This window comes from Enterococcus massiliensis (assembly GCF_001050095.1).
Taxonomy (GTDB): Bacteria; Bacillota; Bacilli; order Lactobacillales; family Enterococcaceae; genus Enterococcus_C; species Enterococcus_C songbeiensis.
The window spans coordinates 24,673-48,925 of sequence record NZ_CVRN01000002.1 but is presented as its reverse complement, the minus strand read 5'-3'; the positions used below and the strand labels follow the sequence as shown (position 1 = coordinate 48,925).

Annotated in this window: 25 protein-coding genes; 19 read left to right on the top strand and 6 right to left on the bottom strand. The window is 33.7% G+C overall.

All coding sequences use genetic code 11. The features are described 5' to 3' along the window. Positions 1 to 14 precede the first annotated feature (14 nt). The 12 genes from BN1875_RS00325 to BN1875_RS00270 all read left to right on the top strand — a co-directional run bounded on the left by BN1875_RS00325 (position 15) and on the right by BN1875_RS00270 (position 12,126). Positions 15 to 644, top strand: coding sequence for a hypothetical protein (locus BN1875_RS00325; RefSeq protein WP_048602906.1), 630 nt, complete (start codon positions 15 to 17; stop codon positions 642 to 644). 10 nt (positions 645 to 654) lie between these two features. Continuing rightward, entirely contained in the window at positions 655 to 2,616 is a 1,962-nt protein-coding gene (locus BN1875_RS00320) for a VirB4 family type IV secretion system protein (protein WP_048602905.1), read from the top strand. 13 nt (positions 2,617 to 2,629) lie between these two features. Beyond that, positions 2,630 to 3,982 (top strand): hypothetical protein, encoded by a 1,353-nt coding sequence (locus tag BN1875_RS00315; RefSeq protein ID WP_048602904.1) that lies wholly within the window; start codon positions 2,630 to 2,632, stop codon positions 3,980 to 3,982. 21 nt (positions 3,983 to 4,003) lie between these two features. Continuing rightward, a complete protein-coding gene (locus BN1875_RS00310; protein ID WP_048602903.1) occupies positions 4,004 to 5,113 on the top strand; it encodes a lysozyme family protein in 1,110 nt (369 codons plus the stop codon). A gap of 12 nt (positions 5,114 to 5,125) precedes the next feature. Continuing rightward, entirely contained in the window at positions 5,126 to 5,677 is a 552-nt protein-coding gene (locus tag BN1875_RS00305) for a hypothetical protein (RefSeq protein WP_015543618.1), read from the top strand. Positions 5,678 to 5,681: 4 nt separating this feature from the next. Beyond that, a complete protein-coding gene (locus BN1875_RS00300) occupies positions 5,682 to 6,113 on the top strand; it encodes a hypothetical protein (protein ID WP_048602902.1) in 432 nt (143 codons plus the stop codon). Then, positions 6,106 to 7,761 carry a VirD4-like conjugal transfer protein, CD1115 family gene (locus BN1875_RS00295; RefSeq protein ID WP_048602901.1) on the top strand — a complete coding sequence of 552 codons (1,656 nt, stop codon included), beginning with the start codon at positions 6,106 to 6,108 and terminating at the stop codon, positions 7,759 to 7,761. Before BN1875_RS00300 ends, BN1875_RS00295 begins: the two co-directional genes overlap by 8 nt. 17 nt (positions 7,762 to 7,778) lie before the next feature. Next, on the top strand, positions 7,779 to 8,702 hold the full coding sequence (locus BN1875_RS00290; protein ID WP_048602900.1) for a hypothetical protein: 924 nt from the start codon (positions 7,779 to 7,781) through the stop codon (positions 8,700 to 8,702). Beyond that, positions 8,702 to 9,646 carry a conjugal transfer protein TrbL family protein gene (locus BN1875_RS00285; protein WP_032495478.1) on the top strand — a complete coding sequence of 315 codons (945 nt, stop codon included), beginning with the start codon at positions 8,702 to 8,704 and terminating at the stop codon, positions 9,644 to 9,646. The genes BN1875_RS00290 and BN1875_RS00285 overlap by 1 nt, the downstream gene beginning before the upstream one ends. A 16-nt stretch (positions 9,647 to 9,662) precedes the next feature. Then, positions 9,663 to 10,631 carry a hypothetical protein gene (locus BN1875_RS00280; protein WP_048602899.1) on the top strand — a complete coding sequence of 323 codons (969 nt, stop codon included), beginning with the start codon at positions 9,663 to 9,665 and terminating at the stop codon, positions 10,629 to 10,631. A gap of 28 nt (positions 10,632 to 10,659) precedes the next feature. Next, positions 10,660 to 11,013, top strand: coding sequence for a hypothetical protein (locus BN1875_RS00275; RefSeq protein WP_002339801.1), 354 nt, complete (start codon positions 10,660 to 10,662; stop codon positions 11,011 to 11,013). Positions 11,014 to 11,364: 351 nt separating this feature from the next. Continuing rightward, a complete protein-coding gene (locus BN1875_RS00270; RefSeq protein ID WP_048602898.1) occupies positions 11,365 to 12,126 on the top strand; it encodes an LPXTG cell wall anchor domain-containing protein in 762 nt (253 codons plus the stop codon). A gap of 270 nt (positions 12,127 to 12,396) precedes the next feature. Here the strand turns inward: BN1875_RS00270 and BN1875_RS13575 are convergent, their stop codons facing one another. After that, complete coding sequence (locus BN1875_RS13575) at positions 12,397 to 12,495, bottom strand: type I toxin-antitoxin system Fst family toxin (protein WP_141427055.1); 99 nt, start codon at positions 12,493 to 12,495, stop codon at positions 12,397 to 12,399. A 240-nt stretch (positions 12,496 to 12,735) separates the two neighbouring features. Between BN1875_RS13575 and BN1875_RS13570 the strand changes: the two genes are divergently transcribed. From BN1875_RS13570 to BN1875_RS00260, 3 genes are all read left to right on the top strand, one after another. Further along, positions 12,736 to 12,903, top strand: coding sequence for a hypothetical protein (locus tag BN1875_RS13570; protein WP_010778458.1), 168 nt, complete (start codon positions 12,736 to 12,738; stop codon positions 12,901 to 12,903). A gap of 456 nt (positions 12,904 to 13,359) precedes the next feature. After that, positions 13,360 to 13,584: a helix-turn-helix domain-containing protein gene (locus BN1875_RS00265; protein ID WP_082147206.1), complete on the top strand. Its 225-nt coding sequence runs from the start codon at positions 13,360 to 13,362 to the stop codon at positions 13,582 to 13,584. 1 nt (position 13,585) lies between these two features. Then, positions 13,586 to 14,278 (top strand): hypothetical protein, encoded by a 693-nt coding sequence (locus tag BN1875_RS00260; RefSeq protein WP_048602896.1) that lies wholly within the window; start codon positions 13,586 to 13,588, stop codon positions 14,276 to 14,278. On the opposite strand, the gene BN1875_RS00255 is transcribed toward BN1875_RS00260, so the two are convergent. The 4 genes from BN1875_RS00255 to BN1875_RS00240 all read right to left on the bottom strand — a co-directional run bounded on the left by BN1875_RS00255 (position 14,275) and on the right by BN1875_RS00240 (position 17,951). Beyond that, positions 14,275 to 16,200, bottom strand: coding sequence for an Eco57I restriction-modification methylase domain-containing protein (locus BN1875_RS00255; RefSeq protein WP_048602895.1), 1,926 nt, complete (start codon positions 16,198 to 16,200; stop codon positions 14,275 to 14,277). The two genes, BN1875_RS00260 and BN1875_RS00255, sit on opposite strands and share 4 nt — an antisense overlap. 391 nt (positions 16,201 to 16,591) lie before the next feature. Then, the gene (locus BN1875_RS00250) at positions 16,592 to 16,855 is read right to left on the bottom strand and encodes a hypothetical protein (protein WP_048602894.1); all 264 of its coding nucleotides are present in this window, start codon (positions 16,853 to 16,855) and stop codon (positions 16,592 to 16,594) included. A 4-nt stretch (positions 16,856 to 16,859) separates the two neighbouring features. Then, on the bottom strand, positions 16,860 to 17,099 hold the full coding sequence (locus BN1875_RS00245) for a MerR family transcriptional regulator (RefSeq protein ID WP_048602893.1): 240 nt from the start codon (positions 17,097 to 17,099) through the stop codon (positions 16,860 to 16,862). Between the two features lie 291 nt (positions 17,100 to 17,390). Continuing rightward, positions 17,391 to 17,951 carry a TetR/AcrR family transcriptional regulator gene (locus BN1875_RS00240; RefSeq protein WP_010739382.1) on the bottom strand — a complete coding sequence of 187 codons (561 nt, stop codon included), beginning with the start codon at positions 17,949 to 17,951 and terminating at the stop codon, positions 17,391 to 17,393. A gap of 184 nt (positions 17,952 to 18,135) precedes the next feature. Here BN1875_RS00240 and BN1875_RS00235 point away from each other — a divergent pair, with 184 nt between their 5' ends. The 4 genes from BN1875_RS00235 to BN1875_RS00220 all read left to right on the top strand — a co-directional run bounded on the left by BN1875_RS00235 (position 18,136) and on the right by BN1875_RS00220 (position 22,906). After that, positions 18,136 to 19,074, top strand: a complete 939-nt coding sequence (locus BN1875_RS00235) for an ABC transporter ATP-binding protein (protein WP_048602925.1) — start codon at positions 18,136 to 18,138, stop codon at positions 19,072 to 19,074. Then, entirely contained in the window at positions 19,061 to 19,954 is an 894-nt protein-coding gene (locus BN1875_RS00230; RefSeq protein ID WP_048602892.1) for an ABC transporter ATP-binding protein, read from the top strand. The genes BN1875_RS00235 and BN1875_RS00230 overlap by 14 nt, the downstream gene beginning before the upstream one ends. Continuing rightward, positions 19,955 to 21,424: an ABC transporter permease subunit gene (locus BN1875_RS00225; protein WP_048602891.1), complete on the top strand. Its 1,470-nt coding sequence runs from the start codon at positions 19,955 to 19,957 to the stop codon at positions 21,422 to 21,424. Positions 21,425 to 21,727: 303 nt separating this feature from the next. Then, positions 21,728 to 22,906, top strand: a complete 1,179-nt coding sequence (locus tag BN1875_RS00220) for an IS256-like element ISEfm2 family transposase (protein ID WP_048602890.1) — start codon at positions 21,728 to 21,730, stop codon at positions 22,904 to 22,906. A 304-nt stretch (positions 22,907 to 23,210) separates the two neighbouring features. On the opposite strand, the gene BN1875_RS00215 is transcribed toward BN1875_RS00220, so the two are convergent. After that, positions 23,211 to 24,248, bottom strand: coding sequence for a PTS sugar transporter subunit IIC (locus BN1875_RS00215; RefSeq protein ID WP_002355369.1), 1,038 nt, complete (start codon positions 24,246 to 24,248; stop codon positions 23,211 to 23,213). Positions 24,249 to 24,253: the final 5 nt, after the last annotated feature.

Sequence of the window (24,253 nt, the reverse complement as noted above, 5' to 3'; positions counted from 1 at the left end):
GAGAGGTGATTTAATTGTTTGATTTTCTAAAAACAAGTTCCAAAAGTAACGATAATAAAAAAAGCGATACGATGAAAGAAATGATTTATTGGGAAGATAATTCAAGATTTCAAGGCGTATTTAAAGATTTTTTTGTCGTTTATCAGCCAGAAAAAAAGCAATTTAGCCTTGTGAGCATGCTAAAAGTTGACGGCTTAAACGTTGATACCTTGCCAGTATCAGAGCAAGAAGGGTTAAACGAAGATTTTGGTGTCTTTCTATCTCAAAACGTTCTATATGAACCGCAGATCACTTCTAAGAATGTACCAGTAGAAATTGACGATTTTGTAGAAGCCTGGGGGGATACAGTAGAAAATTATCGCAAAATGCCAGGGCATAACGAAGCTTTATTACAACTAAAGGCTAGTTACTATTATCATTATAGAAATTTAGCAAGTAACATGGAAACTTCAAAGAAACAACATTTTGTAATTAATTCTGAACCAATTTCAAAGGAAACTTACGACAGTTTGGAATTGTCCTATCAAGTTTTACGCGATAAGACAAGAACAATCAGAACAGCTTTAATTGCATTTTTAAGTAAATATGATTGTCAGGTTGAAATGTGTACGATTGGCGAGATGAAAAAGGTTTTGAATAGTTAGGAGCGTTAAAATGGAGAAGATACCAAAAGAGAAAATTATTGTAATACCCGAAGTTGATACGGACGTTGTATCTGATTTAGCACCATTTAATTTTACAATAGAACGTGACAAATTATTAATCGATGATTCATACGCAGTTCCCTATGTCATTACAAAATACAATAATAAGCCACGTGGTAATTGGTTTAATCGTATTCGTAAAATGAGTGGAGATATAACCATATCTCATTACTACACTAAAGCAAACGGTAACTCATTGAATGATTATTACAACAGAACCATTAAAAATAAGCAAGCAGAGATCGATCGTTCGCATGATCCGTTGACGATTATCCGTTTAGAACGTGAAATGAAAATTGCACAAACGCAGTTAGAACAAGCCGTTGACGAAAACACTTCTTATCTTTATTTATATACCTATGTTTTGATCAAAAGTAAGTCCGAAGATAAGCTGAAAAAATTGTGTGAAGATTTTGAAACACGTTGTATCGCAAGTGGAGTAAAAGCGTTAATTCCATATACTATGATTGATAAGGCGTATTGGAGTTCATTACCGTTACAATCTAATGAAGTACCTGAATACACCTATACAATCGCTAATTCAATCAGTGCAAGCAGTATTTTTCCTTTTGATGATAACGAACTAAGCGTATTCAGTAAGAATATGATTATTGAAGGAATCAATAAAGATACTGAAAATATCGTTAGTATTGATTACACCAACAGAAAATTAGTAGTCAATCGTAACAAATTTGTTTTTGGTCTATCAGGTGGAGGAAAAACCACTTACCTAACGTCAGACTATTTGAAAAAATATGCTTTTGCTGATAATTCAACAGAACTAAAACACAGAATTGTTTTATTTGATCCCGAAGATGAACAAACAGAACGTGTACGTTCTCTAGGGGGCGAAATAATCAATCTTTCGTCTATGTCAGATGTTCGTATCAATCCGTTTCAAATCTACTCACGCAATACACCAGATGTGGATTTAAAAGAATCGTTATCCGATTTTGAAGAGGACGAACTTGTAGAAAATCTTGAAATAAAGCACAAAGATTTTGAAATGACTGACAATGATATTGATAAAGAAATCAGTAAACGAATGAATATTTTAACGCCATATTTCCTAATGGTGGATCACTCTTTGACTGACAGTCAATTATCTATTATTAAGTTAGAAGCTAAAAAATGCTATACGAATTTATACGAAAAGAAAAACTTGTCAAAAATGGAAAACACCGATTTTCCAACATTTGCAGACTTAGAAAGTCGATTGAAAGCATTAGAAGAAACTGATCCCAAACGATACAAACGAATTGAAGATTTTATTTATTCATTAGAAGATTTTACAATCGGAAGTCGTACCATTTTTAACGGTCATACAAATATAGACTTAAACAATCCGTTAATTTGCTTTTCTTTGCGAGATTTACAGACCGAAGAAGGGATCAGAGATTTAGCATACCTCAACAGCTTTAGTTATCTATTTGAAGAAATAACCAACAATCCGCAAATTGTAACGTCTGTTTATGCAGATGAATTTCACTTTTTACTGAAGAATAAAATTAGTGCTGACTTTTTCTTCCAAGCATATAAACGCTTTAGAAAATACAATGCTGATTGTACCGTATCAACCCAACAGATTGATGATGTATTAAAAGCACCTGATAATATCGGTAAAGCAATTATTGGGAATAGCTTTACAAAAGTGTTCTTTGGACTTGATGAAACAGAAGCGCAAGGTATCTCAAACGAGTTGAAACTTAAACTTACAAAAAAAGAATTATCTTTCATTACCTCAAAACGTCAAGGGGAAGCTTTGCTTTTTCATGGTACAAAGCGAGCAAAGATAAAAGTAGATTTAACACAGGAAGAAATGCGTTTGCTTAACCCAGGCGAATATGAAGATATTTACGGCGTTAGTCCGAAGAAAGAGATCAACTGGTTGTTAAGATCGAAAATTCAATAGAAGGGAGAAAAAAATGAAATACAAAATCTTGAAAAATTTACAATTCTACTATCAAGAGAATGTGATTGTCGTTCAAATAAACGAAAAATATTTGACGAATCGAGAACATATTTTTGATGTAGAAGAAAGTGAACAATATTTTGTTGATGTCGAGGAGATTTTGACCAAAGACGGAAAGCTAGAAATTGTTTATCACCGTCCTAATGGCTATACACCACTACTTGAATTGAAAGAATATGCTGATTTTTATAAATTGGATATAGTGAATCGATTACTTGAAATGAATGTACTAGAAAAAACAAACACCTATCTAGCAATGCAAAATATCCTACTCAAAGATACACGTGACTTGCTTTTTATTTATAAAGCAGATCACTTTGATAATTTGCCTTACTCAACTAAAGAAGAATTAGAGCAGTGGAAAAATTTTATTTGTAGTTTTTTTGGTAAATTCACACTTGAGAAGTATGAGAAGAATCGTATTGAGGTTCTAACAAAAGAAAAAAATTCATTTTTAAATGATGTAGAAGCAGTTGAAAGCTTGGAATCATTAAGAGATTTAATAAAAAATCGACTAACCGAAGAACAAAAGAATTTCTTTTCTGCTGAATTACAGGACAAGAAAGCAGACGTCCGAAAAATTCGCAGAAATAAAAGCTTAAAAATTGCGTTAGTTGTAGGTGTTATTGCGTTATATGGCGGTACGGTTTTTCTTATGAAAGTAAATGAGAAGAAACAAGTTACGGCTACACAGCAAAGCGCAGAAACAGAGATCACTATTTTAAATAAGATTATTGATAATGATAGTGAGAATATCGAAGAAGATATGCAAAAACTCAACTATCCTAAGAAAAAACAAGTTGATATTTACGTGAAACTTGGTGACTACACTAAAGCTTATGAACTTGATAAAAAAGCAGATCAAAAAATTATTCAAAGTTTGTACAAACAAGGGGAAACCGAAAAAATAGAAAGTCTTGATTTACCAGGAAGCGACTATTTAGCAGACTTCAAAAAGATTTTAGCATATGACAATTCAACAGATATTGAGTATCTGGTTCAAACTAGTACCGATACAACAATTGTTGAAGCTTTAATCGATAAATCAGTAAAAGAAAAAGACATTCCAACAGTGAAAAATATTCGTCAGGTATCAATTACACAAAAGAAATTAGCAATCGATCCTAAACGTCAAATCAGCATGATTGACTTATTGATTGAAAATAACAGTGAAGAATTAGAAAACATGTATAAGGATAATTCTTTAAATGACGACTTGAAGAAAAAACAAACCAATGACTTGTTAGAAGAAAACAACACATTGCTTAGTGAAAAGATTGAATTAACAAACGCTGAAAAAGATTAGGAAGGTTGGTGATTTCATATCATGGGAGCAACAGCTGCTAAACTGCTTATTCGTTATCGAAAACCGATAGCGAAAGCAATTTTAGGCTTTTTCGTCTTTATCATTGTAATCTTCCTTCTTATTTTTAATAACGATCAAACAGCCCCTAATGGTGGACTAGCGACAGAAAACAAAAATTTAAGTGAATCTGTTTTGAGATACAAAAGCACCGTTGAAAAATATGCTAAGCAATATGACGGTATGGAATATGTACCTTATATCTTAGCACTCATGCAAATTGAATCGGGCGGGAATGGTGGCGATCCTATGCAATCAAGCGAAAGTTTAGGATTGCCCCCTAACACCATTCAAGACCCCGAACGAAGCATACAACGAGGAGTTGAATTTTTTGTTCAAAATATGAAAGGTGCAATTAGCAGAGGTGCAGATATAAAAACAGCTCTTCAAGCGTACAATTATGGCGGTGGTTTTGTTGATTTTGTCGTGAAGAATGGCGGAACGTATTCTTTTGAGTTGGCTAAACAATTTTCTATTAATATGTCAGGTGGCGAAAAGGTACCTTATGTAAATGCTTTATCTACTACAATGGGCTACAATTACCGCTATAACTACGGAAATATGTTCTATGTGCCAAAATTACTTGAATACGTTAACGAAAGCCAGGCAAGCGCAGAGGGCGTTCAAAACAATTCTAATAATACTGGCGTTGTTCAAGTTGATGTACCTAGCGAATACAAAAATAAATTACGTTATCCAAGATATGATGGACACAACTATAATACCAGTGGCAGTTATCCTTTTGGGCAATGTACTTGGTACGCTTTTAATCGTATGGCTCAAATAGGAAAACCAGTTGATGATTTTATGGGCAATGGTGGCGAATGGGGCTATAAAGGGAAAGCTTTAGGCTATAAAGTAACAAATAAGCCCAAAGTAGGTACGGCAATTTCTTTCCCTCCAGGTTCTTTCGGTTCTGATCCAGTTTACGGACACGTTGCCTTTGTAGAAGTCGTAAATGCAGACGGTACGCTTCTTGTATCAGAGTGTAATGTAGTAAACCCAGGAAGTGGAACAATCAGTTATCGAGTAGTGCCAGCTTCTATTGCAAATATTGCAAGTTATGTTGAATAAGGAGAGGAAGAAATGGAGTTTGACAAAATAAAAGTTAGTTTGTTTATCTCAACGCTTGTTTTACTTGTGGTTACCATAGGTATGGTTGTTTTTGGGATTAAACAAGGCGAGCAGATCCGCCAGTTAAAGAGCGAATTAAAAAGCGTACAAACGGAATTAGCAAACAAACAATCGGAACAAGACACTAACCAAAGCGAATCGGAAAAAATTATCAAAGAATTTTACAAGACAGTTTATAACTACGAAAAAAGCCAAAAAGAAATATCTATGACAACGGTTAAAGAATTAGCGACAGACAACGTTTATCAAGAATTACAAAACGAGATCAACGTAAACAATTCATATAGCCCACAACAAAACACGATTCAAAAGTCTTCAGTAAACGAAAATGAAATAAAAATTCTGGCTTATGAAAGTAAGGATAATTCACAGCAATATCTAGTAACAGCACCGATTCACCAGGTTTTTAACGGTACAAAAAATGATTTTGAAATAAACCAAATTATCCAAATTAAAAACCAACAAATTACCCAAAGAACGACCATTCAATTAGGAGAGGAGTAGAAGCATGGCGAAGAAGAAGCAAGAGCAAGTGAAACTGATTATCCTAGTTATACTCTATCTACTATTATTACCAGTAACATTGATTGTATTTAAATTATTACCTTTTATCATTGCGAATGATACAAACATTGAATTGAGTACCTTTGTTACAACTATTTTAAAGCACCCAATCAATACTTTCTTAGAGATCATTCAATCTAATTACATGATTCCGTTCTTCATTGTACAAATCATTGTTTTAATCGTTTTATTTGTCTTTCTACACCCTACCAAACGCCAACCGTTTGAGGTTGTCGGAAAAACAAATCCTGTTCATGGCTCGGCTTATTGGGGGGAGGAATCAGAAATAAATGCACCGAAAAACGTTCATTTGATCCCTGAAAAATCAATGAAAAGCATATTAGAAAAATCAATGAGGAGGGGGAAAAATGACTAGTTTATTAGCAGAATCAGACGGTTTAATATTGGGGAAATTTCCAAGTGGAAAAGTTGTGATCCAACCCGAAGATAGCAAAATAAGCAATCGAAATATTTTTGTAGTAGGCGGCCCAGGTTCATTTAAAACACAAAGTTATGTTTTACCTAACGTTGTAAACAATCGCAATACGTCAATTGTTGTAACTGATCCAAAAGGGGAAATCTATGAATTAACCAATGAGATAAAAAAAGCCCAGGGCTTCAAAACAGTTGTGATAAATTTTAAAGATTTTTTACTAAGTTCTAGGTACAATCCATTACTCTATATTCGCAAATCAAATGATACAAACAAGATTGCAAACGTCATAGTATCAGCAAAGAATGATCCCAAACGGAAAGATTTTTGGTTCAATGCACAATTAAGCTTATTAAATACGTTGATTAAATATGTTTATTTTGAATATGAACCAAGTTCAAGAACGATTGAGGGAATTTTAGATTTCTTAGAAGAATTTGACCCACGCTATAATGAAGAAGGTGTATCAGAACTTGATGAACAATTTGAGCGTTTGCCAGACGGACACGAAGCAAAACGCAGTTACTATTTAGGCTTCCGACAAGCACAAAGTGAAGCAAGACCAAACATTGTTATTAGTCTATTGACGACTTTACAAGATTTTGTTGATAAAGAAGTATCAGAATTTACCAGTACAAACGATTTTTTCTTTGAGGAATTAGGAACGTCAAAAATTTGTTTATACGTGCTAATTTCACCCCTAGATCGAACTTGGGACGGCTTAGTGAATCTCTTTTTCCAACAAATGTTTACCGAGTTATATTTTTTAGGAGATAAACACAACGCAAAATTGCCAGTACCTTTAGTTATGTTATTAGATGAATTTGTCAATTTGGGCTATTTTCCAACCTATGAGAACTTTCTTGCAACGTGTCGAGGGTATCGTATTTCAGTTAGTACCATATTGCAATCTTTGCCCCAGGGCTTTGAACTTTACGGAGATAAGAAATTTAAAGCGATCATTGGGAATCATGCCATTAAAATATGTCTAGGTGGTGTAGAGCAAACGACTGCCGAATACTTTTCAAGACAAGTAAATGATACAACAATCAAAGTATACACCGGCGGAACAAGTGAAAGTAAAACGTCCGCAAAAACAACTAACCGAAGCGGAAGTAAGTCAGAAAGCTACGGTTACCAAAAAAGGCGATTGATTACCGAAGGGGAAGTTATCAATTTACAACAAGAAGAAAATGGCAGAAAAAGTATTGTTTTAATTGACGGTAAACCTTACATGTTAAGAAAAACGCCACAATTTGAATTGTTCGGAAATCTTCTTAAAAAGCATGAAATTTCACAGCAAGATTATATAAGCAGTCAAACGGAATTTGCCAAAGAAACCATTGAGGAGTTGGAAAAACAGCACAAACAACGAAAAGTACAACTAGCAAGCGCCCCAATTTTTCACGAGAAGAAACAAGAAGATGATTTGAATAAAAAAGAAATAAATCTACCTGAACAACCGATCGAATCAGAAGTAACAGAAGAAGAGGAAGAAAAAGAACTATTAATGAGTGATATTCTAAGTAGTTTTGATGAAGGTATAGAGGAAAACACAACCAACAATGACAACAGCGAATTACCATTTTAAAGATCGGAGGAAATCAAATGAATGGATTGAAAGAATTTTTTGGGAATATCCCAATGTTTCAAAAGCAAGTAGAACGAGAAATCGAAGAAAAAGGGATTGAACCTAGTGAGGGTATTAAAAAAATGGAATTTAGCCGTCAAGTGATCCGTAACTTAGTGATTGGCGTTTTAGTTGTCGGTATTCTTGCTTTTGTGGGCATTTCTTATTTTAACAATAAGAATCAACCACCAGTGACACCAACAGCCACCACCGCAAGCAAAGAAAGCAACCAGTCAGAAACAAGCGGAGAAGCCACAGAAAACAGCTCACAAGCCGTTCAAGGGTCAAGCGACCATTTACTCAAATTAAGTGCGAAAGAACGAGCAGACGAAGCGACAGAAGCTTTTGAGAGTTGGTACAAGTCTTTCTCTAATGGTGACGTGATTTTAGAAATCAACAAAGAATTATTGAAAGAAGGATCAGGCGGTACAAGCCCGATTGAATTACAAACCAAACTGATTGATAACTTAAAAGCCAAGTTTGGCGATAAGGTAGCAGATGATTTTTATACGAGTTTGCAAACAAGTTTCAATTTCAATCCAGTGATCGTTGACGGTAGCAAAGGGCTAACGATTTCTAAGCAAAATGACGATCAAAGCCAATGGTTAAATACTTGGTTCTTAGATACGGAAAAAACAGAACAAAACACGAAAATTGTGTTGCGTAATGATTTTCCGTTTGAATGGGTGGACTGGAGAAATGATGCTAGACATAGAGAAGCCTATAAAAATATATTCACGCAATTAGATTGGGATAATGATTTGAGTTACGAAGTTGTTGGAATAAATCTGACAGAATCTAAGAAAAACGTTGAAGGAGTAAGTATCGCATTTGTCATTATGAAGTACAATGAAAAACTTGATAAGTGGCAAGTAACAGGATCGATTGGAGGGATAATCTAATGCCTAATATTTTAGATGTTGGTGAAAATATAGTTGATTCTGGAAAAGATTTAGTTGATAAAGTTAGCGATACAATTTCAGGAGTTTTTGAAGGCGTAAAAGAGAGTGTCGATAGTGTGTTGCACCCAATCGATAGCTTGTTAGGCAGTTGGGGCAGTGACTTGTTAGAAGCCAGTATGAAAATTGCCAATAAGACGACTTTTGATATTCCCAATATCGAATTAATTAGTACCATTACCAATGTGTTTGTCTTTGCAACGACAACCTTTGCGATTTGTATTGTGTTGTATAAGGTCATTGAAGCGCAAATACAAGCTTCTAATGGTAGTGGTGACGCATTGACCGCTAATATTGTTCAAAAGCTGTTTTACTCGTCTATTGCCTTAGCAACGTTGCCCTGGGCAATGAACTTTTTTATCAAAAAGATTGTTGCACCGATCGGGGAATATGTGATTCAACAAGTCGCTAATGATTTGAACGTGGAAACGATCGGCGAACGATTGCGTAATTTCTTAGTTTCCAATTTCTTTAATGGTGGCGTTAGTGCCGTTGTTCTCTTTGTTTTTGTGATCTTCTTTGCCTTTTCCATTGCCAAGTATTTTGTAGCGATCTGTGTCTTTTATGCCGATTTCTTGGTACTGACTATGTTAACACCATTAGTTGCCTTATCGCTTTTAACAGACGAACAAAATTACTTTCAAATATGGATCAAAGAACTGTTATCCGAAGCACTCACAATGCTTATTAAGCTTATTTTGTACTTACTTATGATTACACTCATGATCGCTGAAAAATACACGTTACCAAACTTTATGTTAATGGTTGGTTGTGGCTTGTTGATTATCAAAACACCGTCTGCCCTACAAAATATGTGGTATTCAACCAAAGTGTCAAAAGGTGGCGGACTAGGAAACTTAGCTATGATGGCTATGTTTAGAAAATAAGAGAGGGGGAAAACGATTGTCTTATTATTTTGAAATACGTATTATTCTTCCTGAAGAAGAAAACCAGTTTCTAAACCGAAAGTTAAGCAAGAGTGAATTATCCGAAGTCACACACTATCTACAACAAAAAACAAGTCGAGGAATACCAGTTAAATTTCGTGTCGGTATTTTTAGAGTAGAAGATCAAACAAAAATTATGTCGGTCACTTTGAATACAAAAAATACCAAAGAAACGGACGTAATTAACTTGTTATTAAATCGAGTAACAGATCAACACGTTTTAGTTTACTTGAATGAACCAACAGAACCAACGCTTAATACGCAAGAATTAAATCGTCAGGAGTTAAAAACGAGTAATGAACGCCAAGAAATACCGCAGACAGAAATTCCAACTGAAACAGTAAATGAACCTAGTGTTATTAAGAAAATATCGAAAAAGAACCAAGCAAAACAAACGAATAGTAGAAAAGAATCACTATCAGAATCCATAACCAAGAAAAATGTTCCCAAAATTCATTTGTTCATATCTATTTTGACTCTTTTTATTGTATTATTGATAGGAATAAGTGTTATTCAACAAGTACAACTTCAATCAGTCAAAAAAGAGAGCGAATTATTGAAAGAACAAATTGAACGTGTCAAAGAAACGGATATTTCTCAATCGAAAATAGATACTTTTGGAAGATACTTTTTGACTTACTATTTTTCACAGGAAAAAAATCAAGAAAATTATCAGTCAAGTTTAAGAACATATGTATCCGAAAAGGTAGATATATCCGATTGGGGAGCGTTAGGGAAAACGCTTAAAAGTGTTAATTATTACGGTAGTGAACAAACAAAAAAAGGGTATAGCGTTGAATACCTTCTAAATGTTTCAGTAGACAATCGTAGTAAAATGCAAAAAATAACTTTTGAGGTTGAACCAACTAAAAACGGCTTTCTTGTGACAACTCAACCAAAACTTACAGACTTCTCTTTTAACTGAAATACGCTAAAAAGAGAGTGCTTAAACAATGGGAAAAATTAATTTAAATCAAATTTACACAGCAAAAGAAATGAGTGAAAGGATAGGTAAGAATAGAAATTACCTATCCCAAGCTTACCGTAACAACAAACATGAAATACTTAAAAATTTTAATTATCGAAAAATTGGTGGAACAATTATTTTCTCTGATAATCCCAATAATGATTTATCGCAATTGATTACAGCAAAAGAAGCAAGCCAGTTGTTAGGAAAGAATGATGAATACTTTGCCCACATTTATAAACGGTTTCCTCATAGACTAGAGGGAATCGATCACATTTATACAGGTAAAACATTATTCTTAACGAAAGAATCGCTAGAAATATTTCAAGCTAGAAAATGAACAAAGAAATGCACGGTAGGTATCCCACCATGCATTTCTTTGTTAGATTTAGCTGGGAGTTAACTTAAATAATAACCAGCTAATAATAATACCTACAATAATACCTAAGATAAAAAGGAGTATATATTTTTTATTCAAAAATATCACCACCCACAATATGAATTATTTATTTTCAAAGTATTTGAAAAACGAATTATACCTTTTTAACTATTATATGATACCGCTTTCTTTTTTGCAATAATTATAATATTGTAGAAAAAATTAGAAAGATTAATAAAACAATGTCAGGTAAAGCATATTTATGATATACTATTTATGTACACAAATAGTAGTTTTTAAGGAGAGAAGAAAATGAAAAAAATTGCCCTTTTAACACTTTTTAGTACAGCGCTATTGGTATCAGCTCCACTTGTTAGTTTTGCGGACGAAGCAACAGGTAGTTCAGGTGTCAGTGTTCTAGCTGATGATGTAGTTGATCCAGTAGAACCAACCGATCCAACCGATCCAACCGATCCAACTACTCCGGTTGATCCAGTTGATCCAGTTGATCCAGTTGATCCAGTTGATCCAGTTGATCCAGTTGATCCAGTTGATCCAGTTGATCCAGTTGATCCAGTTGATCCAGTTGATCCAGTTGATCCAGTTGATCCAGTTGATCCAGTTGATCCAGTCGATCCAGTTGATCCAGTCGATCCAGTCGATCCAGTTGATCCAGTTGATCCAAGCGAACCAACAGAGCCAAGCGAACCAACAGAACCAAGCGAACCAACAGAACCAAGCGAACCAACAGAGCCAAGCGAACCAACAGAGCCAAGCGAACCAGTAGACACAAACCCAATCGAAAACCCAGTTAATACAGATACAGGCGTTGTGATTGTTGCAGTTGAAGATAGTAAACCAATTATTCAATTAGCAGATGGTACTACGCAAAAGGTTGAAGCTAAAGAAATTGGCGCAAACGTTCGAAAAGACGGAACAGTAACGGTTAAAGGTTCAGACGGAAAAATGAAAGTTTTACCAAAAACAGGAGAAACAGAAAATATTACTTTATCTATCTTAGGTGGTTTGTTAGTCTTAGGTTCAGGAGTAATTTTGAAAAAAAAGTTTAATTGATTAGTTGTAATGTATCTAGCCAATTTAAAATGAATTTAATAGATAACTACCTACAAAATAGTTTGAAAAGTGCTTAGAATGCTTGTATGAGCACGGAGAAATCTAAAATTCAGCTACTTGGCTTCATTTTAAATTCGTGCTATAATGAGTGTGCGAAATGTGAAGATTTCGAGCATGTATAGCACAAAAGCCCAAACCTATGTCCGTAGGTTGGGCTTTTTTTGCACTAGTTGCGACGGCTAGCGTTGTGGGTTAGTTAGCAACTTGCTTTTAATCGTCGTCTTTCTCGTCTAACCAATGAGAAACTAGTTCAATGACTAAGCCCACGAAAAGTGGTGCGACAATCAATGTGAAGATTTGTTGAAACATGTATAGCACCCCCTTTCGGGGCAAGCTGCCATGAATGAGTATATCATAATAAACCGTTTAAAAGGTTTATAATTTGACCTAAAATTTAATAGAATCACTTATCACAAATCACAAGTGATTTGTGATAAGTGATAAGTGATAAGTGATTTTATTATTTGAATGGTTTTTCCCTAGCATTTCTTTTATTGATAATTTAAAATATAAATCAAACTACTATTATGACAATAAAGGGAGAGTCCTATGAAAGAAGATAAAATACATGTTTTAAGTTTATTCATATCCAGTATAGTTTTATTCTTAATAACAATTATTTTTCACGAAATTGCTATCGGTCTGGTTATCGCATTAATTTGTTTTCCCATTAGTAATTCTATTGCAAAAAAAATATATCAAAAGAAAAAACAATAAAATATAAGCAGCCCGAATTTACTAAAAAAATGTTCGGGTTGCTTATTTTTTATGATAATTGATCTATAACACTCTTACTCATATTTTTTAAATGTTTAAGCTCTAAAAATTCCATAACTTGAAGACATTGTAAAGGGCGGTAGTAAAATGTAGGAAAAAGGCGATTTAAAATTGTCGGTTTTCCTACATTTTTTTGTTGTACACTTTTCTCATCATACAAAGGAGGCAAATGATGAGAAGAGATATTTATGAAGGAGTGCAATTATACGTGAATCAAAAAATCAAACCAAATTATGCAGAGCTAAGAGTAAGTTCTATTTATTGCATATCGTGATGAGAATTTATCAAGGAGTACGATTACATAAAAGAAACGTGACTTATAGTCCGTTGATTTAAAGTCAACAAAAATCTAAAGTTATTAAATAGATCAATATACTATTTAAGAGGATGTTGAGAATGGATATACAAATAAAAGTTGGACTAAGAATAAAAGAGTTAAGGCATAGCAACAATCTTACTCAAGAAAGTTTAGCTAATAAAGTAGGAGTAGATAGAACATATATAAATAGTGTTGAAAATGGCAGAAGAAATATTTCTATTAAAGTACTAGAAAAAATAGTCATAGGATTTAATATGACTATTTACGATTTTTTTAATAACGAATTATTTTGGAGGGATTAAATTGTTTGATTTTAAAATTTATGAAGAACAATTATGTAAAAGTATTGAAGAAGTAGTGGATGGAATAGTGCAATCACACTTAAACTTAAACATAAGCGCTAAGTCTAGAGCGGGAGCAGAGCTAAGCGATTATTTAGAGGATAAATTTGTTGAAGTTTTAAAAGAAAATGATAACGAATACATAACTAATCCTGTTGGATCACCTAAGGGTTCTACAAAAAATCCTTGGGACGCAAAATGTGAATTCGAGTTTATGGGAAGAAAAGAGATAATCTGGATAGATTTCAAAGCATTTAAAGTATCTTCTGTTGATAGTAATCCTGATATAGGAACACCGAAAAAAGTAATTAAGTTTATCCAAGAAGGCAATTTTTACTTAGTATTTGTGATGGTTTATTACGATGCTACTTCTGATGGTTTAGAGTTTGCAAAATATAAGGGTGAATATACAAAGGTGTATCTACTAAAGGACGTAAATCATACATTTCGTTTAAACCCTAAACCACAGTTACAAGTGAACATAGCAGCCGAACCTGAATATCGAACTAGAGAAGAATTTATTGATTTATTAATGGAAAAGCATAGACAATCATACGAAAGACAGGAAAAAGCACTGATAAAGAAACTCAAAACTATAGATGAAATTCAGGCTGATCTTATTGATTCGAATAGAAAGGCAGAAACAGATTTTTAGTGAGAGTTTACATATTCTAATATAAACTCTTTTTCATTATTGGTTATATCATAGTAATCGAATAATATATTATCTATAATTTCTATTCCAATAGGAGCCTCAATTGTTTCTAGTAATATCTGATCTGTAACATCTAATAGTTGTTTAACTATTTCATCGTTAAATGTTAACCTGATTTTTTTTAAATCCGAAACTTTAATTTGAGGTTGTTTTCCATTTGATGTTCTAATTATCCTTTTACTTAAAGCGTAAAATGTCAAAATGGTAGAGTTTAGCTGTGCGCAAGTTATTTTTAATTTTTTTATAGATGATTGGTCATTTTTTGATTCTGACAAACAATATAAACTGTTATTTGCAGCTGCCATATCAAAAGATAAGGTAGCAATCAATGAGGTTGCAGACTGCCTAATAAAAATCTTGGGAGACTTATACACTTCGAGATCTCCTAAACCAATTCTTTTTTTGTTTTTAATTCCCTGTTTAGTAAGTTCTTTGTTTAAATCGTCATTAATTTTATTTTGTAAATCTCTGTTGTATTCAAAATACTTTTTAAAAGAAAGCTTTCCAAATTTTGATTTTAAACTTTTTGATCCAACGTAATAAGGCATTAGTTCATTAGAAGTATCTATTTTATTTATATGAGTAAATCGATCTTCCATACTTAACATCATCGTGCAGGTACGTAACGATTTTTTTGGAAAAACTGATAATAATTCCACAGATTTCTGATCAATTTTAGTTAATATTTCAATGGCAAGACTATCAATAACTAAAAATTTATATTCTTCTGCTTCATACCATTTATTTTGAAGAATCATATGTTTTTCATCGGTCTTATATTTGATAACACTTACTTCATTTTTAAGATTATCATTAAAATTAGAACTTTTTTGCAAAGTTATTATCACTTGTCCACTTCCAATATTTTTAAATACAGATAAATCAGTTATTAAGTATTTAATTTTAGAGTTTTCTAAAATATATTTTCTTAAGTCTTTGTATGCTGATTCAAATAAACTTGTATCTACAATAAAAGAAATATAACCATGTTCTTTCACCCAGGTTAATGCTTGTTCAAAAAAGAACATCGTTAAATTGAATTTACCATTTTTAACAGTTAAAGGAACAAAATCATAATTATCTATATAATAATTTCTTAGTTCTTCAGTTTTTTTCATATCCCTTCTACCATACAAAGTTACATATGGAGGATTACCAACGATATAGTCAAATTTGTGACTTTCTTTAAGCGTCGAGTTAATTTTGATGTCGCGAGCCTCTTTCGATTCGGTAAAATTAAGTTTAGAGTCAAATAGTTCTAATTGTTCAGTATTAAGTTTAGGTTTATGTGTTGTATCTGAAACAAATATTTTTAAATCTAATTCAAAAATTATATTGTAACTATCAAAAAGATAAGACATTAAACAAAGTATATTTAATTTAGTGAAATAAACCATTTCAGGAGAAATATCAAAACCCACAAGATTGTTATTCACAAAATTTATTAGTGATTCTTTAGAATATCCTTTATCATAAAGTCTTTTGATAATCGTTAATACAAACAGTCCCGTACCACAAGAAGGTTCTAGTATTTTTTTATTTATAACTGAATCAGTATCGAAATCCATCGTATTGTCTAATATCAAATTTATTATACTGAAGTTTTCTGTATGATATTGCCCATTTTTTTTAAGCTCATGACTAGTATATACAGAATTAATTTTAGAAGACATATTTAAGATAAAAGATAGCGGATCAATTGGATAAGTATTAGGTGTGCTATTTAAGTCTATATTTTTTGGTAATAATTCTAAAATATTGACACTGTCTATACTTTTAAAAAAAGAGTAGTATTCTGCAAAAATTTCTTTAAATTTATTTGTGTCAATATTTGTATCAATTAGTTTAGTTGGTCTTAACATTTTCTTATCGTGTCTCCCTTAAATAGATTATAATTTTTTAGTTAACTGCTCATATAGTTGTATAGCAAATAAAAAATTATAGTAAATTAGTGCAACAAGATTCGCACTTAAATATGATTTTTTTTATAGCAGTTTTCTAATATACGATTAGTTTTTAATGATAATGAAATTCGTATATAAATTTAGTTTACATAATCGCGGTTAAGCCAAGTAGCCTGCTCATCCTTGTTGTGACGGGCTTTTTACTTTGCTCACTTGTGAAGAATATGCGGATTTTTATCCAATGGCGTTAAATCAAGCTTTTAACCTTTTCAAAAAGATTTATTTATAAAAAAACTCCGCTATTATACAAAAAAGTATTCATTTTTGTACAACGAACTAAATTGTTTTCCTAGAGTCGTTTTTTTTCAGAAATTTTATCTACTACTACTTTTTCTTCTTCTTTTTTTCCTATTGCAAGCTGTTCTTGAGTATCGATCAAATTTTGTATTTGATCCGTTAAAATCCTATTGCTTTCAAATAAACTAGCAGCTAAAACTTCATAACGAGCAATCGTTTCTTTCTGTTCTTTTATTAAGATTCCCAAATACTCATTAGTACCGTTTTGGTCGTTTGAAACGGCATCTGTTACAGACGTTTCATTTATTTCTTCCAAAGTTTTATAAGTAGCTTTTTCTAGCGTTATACCTACGTTTTTTTAGTTCAATAACACGTTTCAAAAGCGTTATATCTTTTTTTGAATACATCCGAGAATTATTATTATCTCTTGTAAAGAAATTTTCTCCACTTATTTTCTCCACTAAATTAGCATACTTCCTAAGGGTTTCTGGAGCTATTTTTAATTGTTTAGCAACATCTTTAGGCGTTATGTATTCTGTAACGTTCTCTAACATTTTCATAATCAAGATCACTCCAAAACGTATGATATAACGATAGTTTACGTTCTTTTTATACTTAGTTCAATGCCGTTATAGATATATATATAATTTTACTGATATTTTTTTTCCATTGAGCTAGATCTTTTTCCTACATTTTACTACCGCCCTTTACAGCAAACATAAATCAAAGTGGATCCTATAGAATAGACACTAAAAAAAGTGCCTTTATAGGGTCCTTTTCAATCCATTTTAGTTTCATAAGGTTTCTTTTTTTAAAATGTCCTTGACATAGAATCCATTTCAATTCTTCGATTAGCTAAATTTTTCTAAAGTCTGTGTATATAGTTCAATAATTTCTTCACGACTAATTTGATTTCTTTTCTCCTTATACCAAAAGACGGATTGAATCGTGATCCCCATAATGATCTGTCCTTTATAACTAAGCTCTATGGGTAATTCTTCGTCACTAGCTCCTTTTTTTATGCGGTTACCTAGCATGCTCTTCCCGTACTCGCGCACACTTTCAAGTTCAAAAATGATATTAGCATTCATTTGAATACTGAAAATGAGATATAAGAGATTATCAAATTGATCCAATAGTTGTTCAAAAACAATAATAAAAAAGTTGTCTTTTTCTTCATTTGAGTTTTTGATAGCAAAATCAAATATTTCATTCATTTTATGTTTAATAAAAAAGGTTATAAAATCATATTTATCCAAGAAATGTTTGTAGAAAGTTGGTCGTCGAACCATAGCAGCATCACATATTTCTGTTACTGAAATATTTTCAAATTCTTTTTCATGTAATAAGTTTTCAAATGCTTCTATAAGTGCCTTATGAGTTTTTTGAACCCTTAAATCTAATTGTTGCATATAGGGCCTCCTTTTTAGAGAAAGTATCAATTATCGAAAAAATGTAAATTATTTATCAGATCCTGAAAATATGTCTCTTGTCCCCCTTTGTGAGACTAGTATAATAAATAGTATAACATTTGTAAATAAAGAGACGATTGTTAATTATCTTATAATCGATATTTAAAAGAAAGGTAGGAATATGATGTCAGTTATTGAAGTGAAACATGTGACCAAGGACTATGGACATGGACGTGGAATATTTGATGTTTCTTTTGAGATAAATGAGGGAGAAGCTTTTGGATTCTTGGGACCGAATGGTGCTGGAAAGTCGACAACTATTCGCCACTTAATGGGCTTTTCTAAAGCTGATGAGGGAGAACTTTCTATTAATGGAAAAGATAGTTGGAAATCAGCAGCCAATATTAAACAAGATGTTGGTTATTTACCTGGAGAGTTGGCTTTTCCAAAAGGAATGACAGGAGACCAATTTATTGAGTTCATGGCAAATGAAAGAAAAATTACTGATATGACAAGGACAGAGCAGCTTAAAGAGCTCTTTAAAGTAGATACTTCTAAAGAGATTAAAGAAATGAGTCTTGGGACCAAAAGAAAGCTAGCGGTCGTTACTGCTTTTATGCATAATCCAAAAATATTGATATTAGATGAACCTACTTCAGGATTAGATCCTGTTATGCAAGAACGCTTCATTCAATTTATCTTAAAAGAAAAATCAGAAGGGAAAACAATCCTCCTATCTAGTCACATCTTTACTGAAGTGGATGCAACATGTGATCGCATTGCCATCATTAAGGATGGGGTAGTGGTTTCAACAGTTGAATCCAATGAATTGAAGCAGAGTACGAATAAATCATTCAAAATTGAGTTTGCTAGTTTTGAGGATTATCAGAAGTTTATAGAAAATACCGAATTTACTATTCCAACTAAAAGACCTGAACAAAATCAAGTTAAACTAAGTTTAACGGATCAGAAGATGCAAGAATTTTTTACAGAATTAAGTGAGGTAAAGGTAAATTTTATTTCAGAAATTAAATTTACTTTGGAAGATTACTTTATGGACTTTTATGATCGTAAGAAAACAGTGGCTGCTGGAGAGGAGAATTTGCGATATGGCTTACATTGATATCAAACATTTGACTAAGGATTATGGAAATGGACACGGAATATTTGATGTATCTTTAGAAATTGAAAAAGGAGAAAACTATGGCTTCGTAGGTATCAATGGTGCAGGGAAAACGACTACTATCCGGCACTTGATGGGTTTCCTGAAACCTGATGAAGGAAGCGTCACTATTAATGGACTTGATGCCACCAAAAGTAGTGCAGAAGTCAAACGTTATGTATCTTATATTCCTGGTGAGATCAATTTTCCAGGAAACAAAACCGGTGAAGAGTTTTTAAAAGATCAAATCTATTTATCTGGACGCGGAAGTTGGGAACGTGCTAAAGAGTTAAGTAATCTTCTTCAATTAGATGTGACGGCCAATGTGCGTTCCATGAGTAAAGGGATGAAACAAAAAACAGCTATTGTTTCAGCATTTGCATCTAATGCAGATATCTTAATTATGGATGAACCAAGTACAGGTTTAGATCCTCTAATGCGTGACATCTTCCTTGATCTTTTAAAACAAGAAAAGAAACAAGGAAAAACGATTCTTATGTCTAGCAATATCTTCCAAGAAGTGGAAGAAGTCAGTGACCGAGTCGCAATCATCCGAGAGGGCAAAATTATTGATATCACAGATATGGCAGACATTCGTTATAACGAGAATAAAAGTTATCGAATGGAATTTAAATCACTCGCCGATTTCGAACGTTTCTTAAATTTAGGCTACCAATTGACTATGGTAAAAGCGGAAGATTTACAAGTTTTCGTTCAAATTCATGATAAAAATATTAATTATCTCATTCAAGATTTAAAAGATTTTGACTTGGTCTATTTTAAAGAAATTAAATTCTCATTTGAAGATTATATTACTGAGATATTTAAGGAGGAAGTATAAATGTTTTCAAAACCAATATTTAAGCAAAGTATCAAAACCAATTGGAAACTATGGGCAATTATCACAATCGTCGCTTCAGTCATTTTATCTGGTTTCATCATAGGTTATGATGCGGCAGGATATGCATCGATTGCCGCTGCAGCGGAAGGAACCGCTTTTTCCAGTCTTCTCTCATCAATGGACAGTCTCTTAGGAAACTTAGAAAATTTCTATAAACTGATTGGTCTTATTCTTGGAATTGTTTATGTTGTATTTACAGCAAATACTCTTGTAGTGAGCGAGGTAGACTCTGGATCTATGGCTTATACTTTATCAACACCCATAAAACGTTCAAGTGTCATTTTTACCAAATCGCTTTACCTCATCTTATCGGTTATTTTAATGTATGTCATTGTTTCATTAGCCGGTTTAGGTGCCTCTCAATTAAAGTACAACAACGTGACGGGCTATCCGATCACAGAGGATATAGAAAAAGCATCAGAAACATTAGATAAAAGTGAAGGTTATCTATCTGAACATTTATATTTAATTAAAGATAATGAACAAGCTATGCGAGATGCTGCTGAAGCTCGCGATATGGATCTGGACGCCTATTCAATATACTTAGGAGAGGTCATCAAGGATCACTCCTATGAAGAGGCTGCAGAAATTATCACCGATGAACGTCGGGATATCTATGAAGATGATGATGACATGGAAGATGATGATATTGAAATCACAACTGAGGAATTGATCGAAAACCCGGCGATGATATTAGCAAGTAATGACGCATTGACGGCTGGTGCAAGTGTACAAGGAATTTCTGTTAATGAGTACCGTCAATTTCTGGCAGATGAAATAACTGCACTTAAAGCTGAAAAGAATGAAGAAAATAAAGGAAAATCTCAGCCAACTGTCATGATTACGGAAGCCAATCGCGAACTCTTATTACAGGCTGTTATTGACTCTTCTGCAAAGGCCTTAAATATGAATAGTGCCCAAGTGAAAGATAATTTGACTTTAATTAAAGATTCTACCGCTTTAGAGGCGTCTATGGAAGCAACTGATTTAAATGAAGAACAAATCATTACGATGGCAAACCATGCCATGGTATCATCTGCAAGATCTGTCGATGCTGCTCTGGAATTTGATACAGAAACTTATTTTTGGTTAAGTCTTGGTCTACTCATCTTAATCCTAGCCATAAGCTCTGTTTCATTCTTCGCATCAACTCTATTTAACCGCTCAGGATTAGCTTTAGCTATCGGTGGGGGGATACCTTTTGCTTTCTTCCTACTTACTATGGTTCAGCAACTGATGGACGATGCTCCAGTTATACTCGAGTATCTAACGATAACAACTCTATTTGATACAGATGCGATATTAGCTAGTGGCGAGTTTGGTTGGGGATTAGTTGCTTTAGGAACCATTGCTTTCGTTCTATATGCAGCGTCAAATGTTATCTTTACAAAGAAAGATTTACCACTTTAATATTGAAATAACTATCAGTAAATTCCTTAGCAGCTACCGATAAATGAAGAGAATATAATGTGAGAAAGAGAATGAGACGGGCAAGATGATCTGATAACAGTTGACCTGGCAACTAATAAGTATTGGAGATGGTGCGAAGTAAGATTGATAAGAAATGGATAAAGGATTAGATTTAATACAATGTCTTATCACGATTCTAATGATTTGATGAGAGTGTAAAATATTTTGTGTAAATAGAAAAAAGGAAGTCCCTTCTGTAGAATAGAGTTACCACAATACATTCACAGAAAAGAGGACTTCCATATGAACGATTTTACTACAGAAATTCTAAAGACTCTAGCGAACAAAGGCGATTTGAATGAATTATTCCGTGTCCATTTGGAAAAAGCTGTCAATACGCTTCTCAAAACGGAGTTAACGGCTTTCCTCTATTACGAAAAGTACGATCGCATTGGTTTTAACACGGGTAATTCTCGTAACGGCTCCTATGACCGTACGGTCAAGACCGAGTACGGGGAACTTCATCTCCAGATTCCGCGCGACCGCAACGGCGAGTTCAAGCAACAGACTGTTCCTGCTTATAGACGGACGAATGATACCTTAGAGGAGACCGTCATTCACCTCTTCCGAAAAGGTATTACCATGTCGGAAATCGCAGACTTGATTGAGAAAATGTATGAGCATCACTACACGCCCCAAACCATGTCCAACATGACTAAAGTGCTGACTGAAGAAGTAAATGCATTTAAAGTTAGAACTATAAATGATAAGTATGTCGCTATTTTCATGGATGCTACTTATATTCCTTTAAAACGGCAAACCGTCTCCAAAGAAGCAATCTATATTGCCATTGGTATACGAGAAGACGGCACTAAAGAAGTACTAAGTTATGCGATTGCTCCGACTGAATCGACCTACGTTTGGAATGAGTTGTTACAGGACATTTACTCCAGAGGGGTTCATGATGTCTTACTGTTTATTACCGATGGCTTAAAAGGCATGAAAGATACGATTCACCAGATTTATCCTAAAGCTAAATACCAACATTGCTGTGTTCACGTTTCCCGTAATATTGCTCATAAAGTACGTGTCAAAGATCGAAAAGAAATCTGTGATGATTTTAAGGCTGTTTATCAAGCTAGCTCAAAGGAAGAGGCAAATACCTTTTTAGGGAGTATGATTGAGAAGTGGCAGAAAACTTATCCTAAAGTGACGCAGTCACTGATAAAAAATCAAGATTTATTGACTTTTTATGAGTTTCCGCCTGGTATCCGCCGAAGCATTTACTCAACTAATTTAATCGAATCTTTCAATAAACAAATCAAGAAATACAGCCGCAGAAAAGAGCAGTTTCAAAATGAAGAATCACTAGAGCGTTTCCTAGTATCCATCTTTGATACATACAATCAAAAATTCTTAAATAGAAGCCATAAAGGCTTCCAACAAGTGACGGATACATTAGCTTCAATGTTTACTGAGTAACCCATTATTTTGCAGAAGGACGAGTTATTTACACAAAATTATTGACGCTCCCGGTTGGTACAACAAGAATTGCAGTAGCATAGTCACCATTGATGAAACTACTTAATGATTAAATTGAGCAATTTCTCAAATAGCACAAACTGCTCTTCATAAAACGAAAAGCAGTTCATAATGTATTTAGATATTTCATTGTGCTATTGACCAGAAACACACTATTTAAGGTACCTTTCTCTTTTCGCTGAGATTCACCAACTTCAATTGCACAAAAAAGCGTGAGCACAAGGCTCACACTTTTTCTAGTTGACTATCCTAAAAATTCGAAAACATCTTTACGATCATACAATTTCAAGATTTTTTCAAATAAGATTTGACCTACGAAAGCAGCTACGATTGGTACAACAAACCAGCTGATTAATAGTAGAATAATACTCAAACCGGCGTCCAATGAAGCCAACGGACCTACCAACCCTACCAAACCGAAACCAGCAGAAGCAGGAGTCCCTGAGACTGAGAATAACGCTACTGGAATTGCTGAGATGATAGCGGTGAATAGACATGGCACCAAGATAATTGGTTTCCTAAACAAGTTTGGCATCATCATTTTCATAGCACCCAATGCGATGGCCAAAGTAACCCCTGGTTTGTTGACTTTCCAAGAGTTAACTACCAAGACAACTGTTGTTGCGGCAACACCCATAGCGGCTGCACCAGCAGAAACACCGTTCAATTGAATTGCCATACCAATGGCAACTGTAGAGATCGGCGAGATAATCAAGAAAGCAAAGGAACATGCAATCAAGATTGACATCAAAATTGGTTGCAAAGTAGTAAAGGTATTAATTAAGTCACCGATAGCGGCAGTAATCTTGGTTACGTAAGGATATAAATAATAGCCGATTAGACCAGCGCCGATACCAACAACGATTGGTGTTGCAACAATTGCCACGGACCCAAATTTTTCGCCGATCAACAAGATCATGCCGACAGCGATTGATGCAGTAATCATGGTATTGATGATGTCTCCGGTACCAGCACCGATATAAGTAGCTGTGTCAGGATTGAATTTCACAACACCGGAGCCAACGAAAGCTGCACCGGCAACTACTAACATTTGCATTGGTTTGAAGCCAAACTGCACCGCAATCAAAGCGCCAATCAATAGTGGAGTAGCTAGTTGGAAAATAACTGCCATTTGTGTGATCGTTACTGCTAAGGTATTTTCACCAAATAATTTCAAAATTGCTGCCAATACCGCGTTAGGAATCAACCCTACGATGATCCCCGTTGCGGTACCCGCTAATACTTTATTTAAAAATATTTTTGGAGTTAATTTTTCTTCCATTTTCT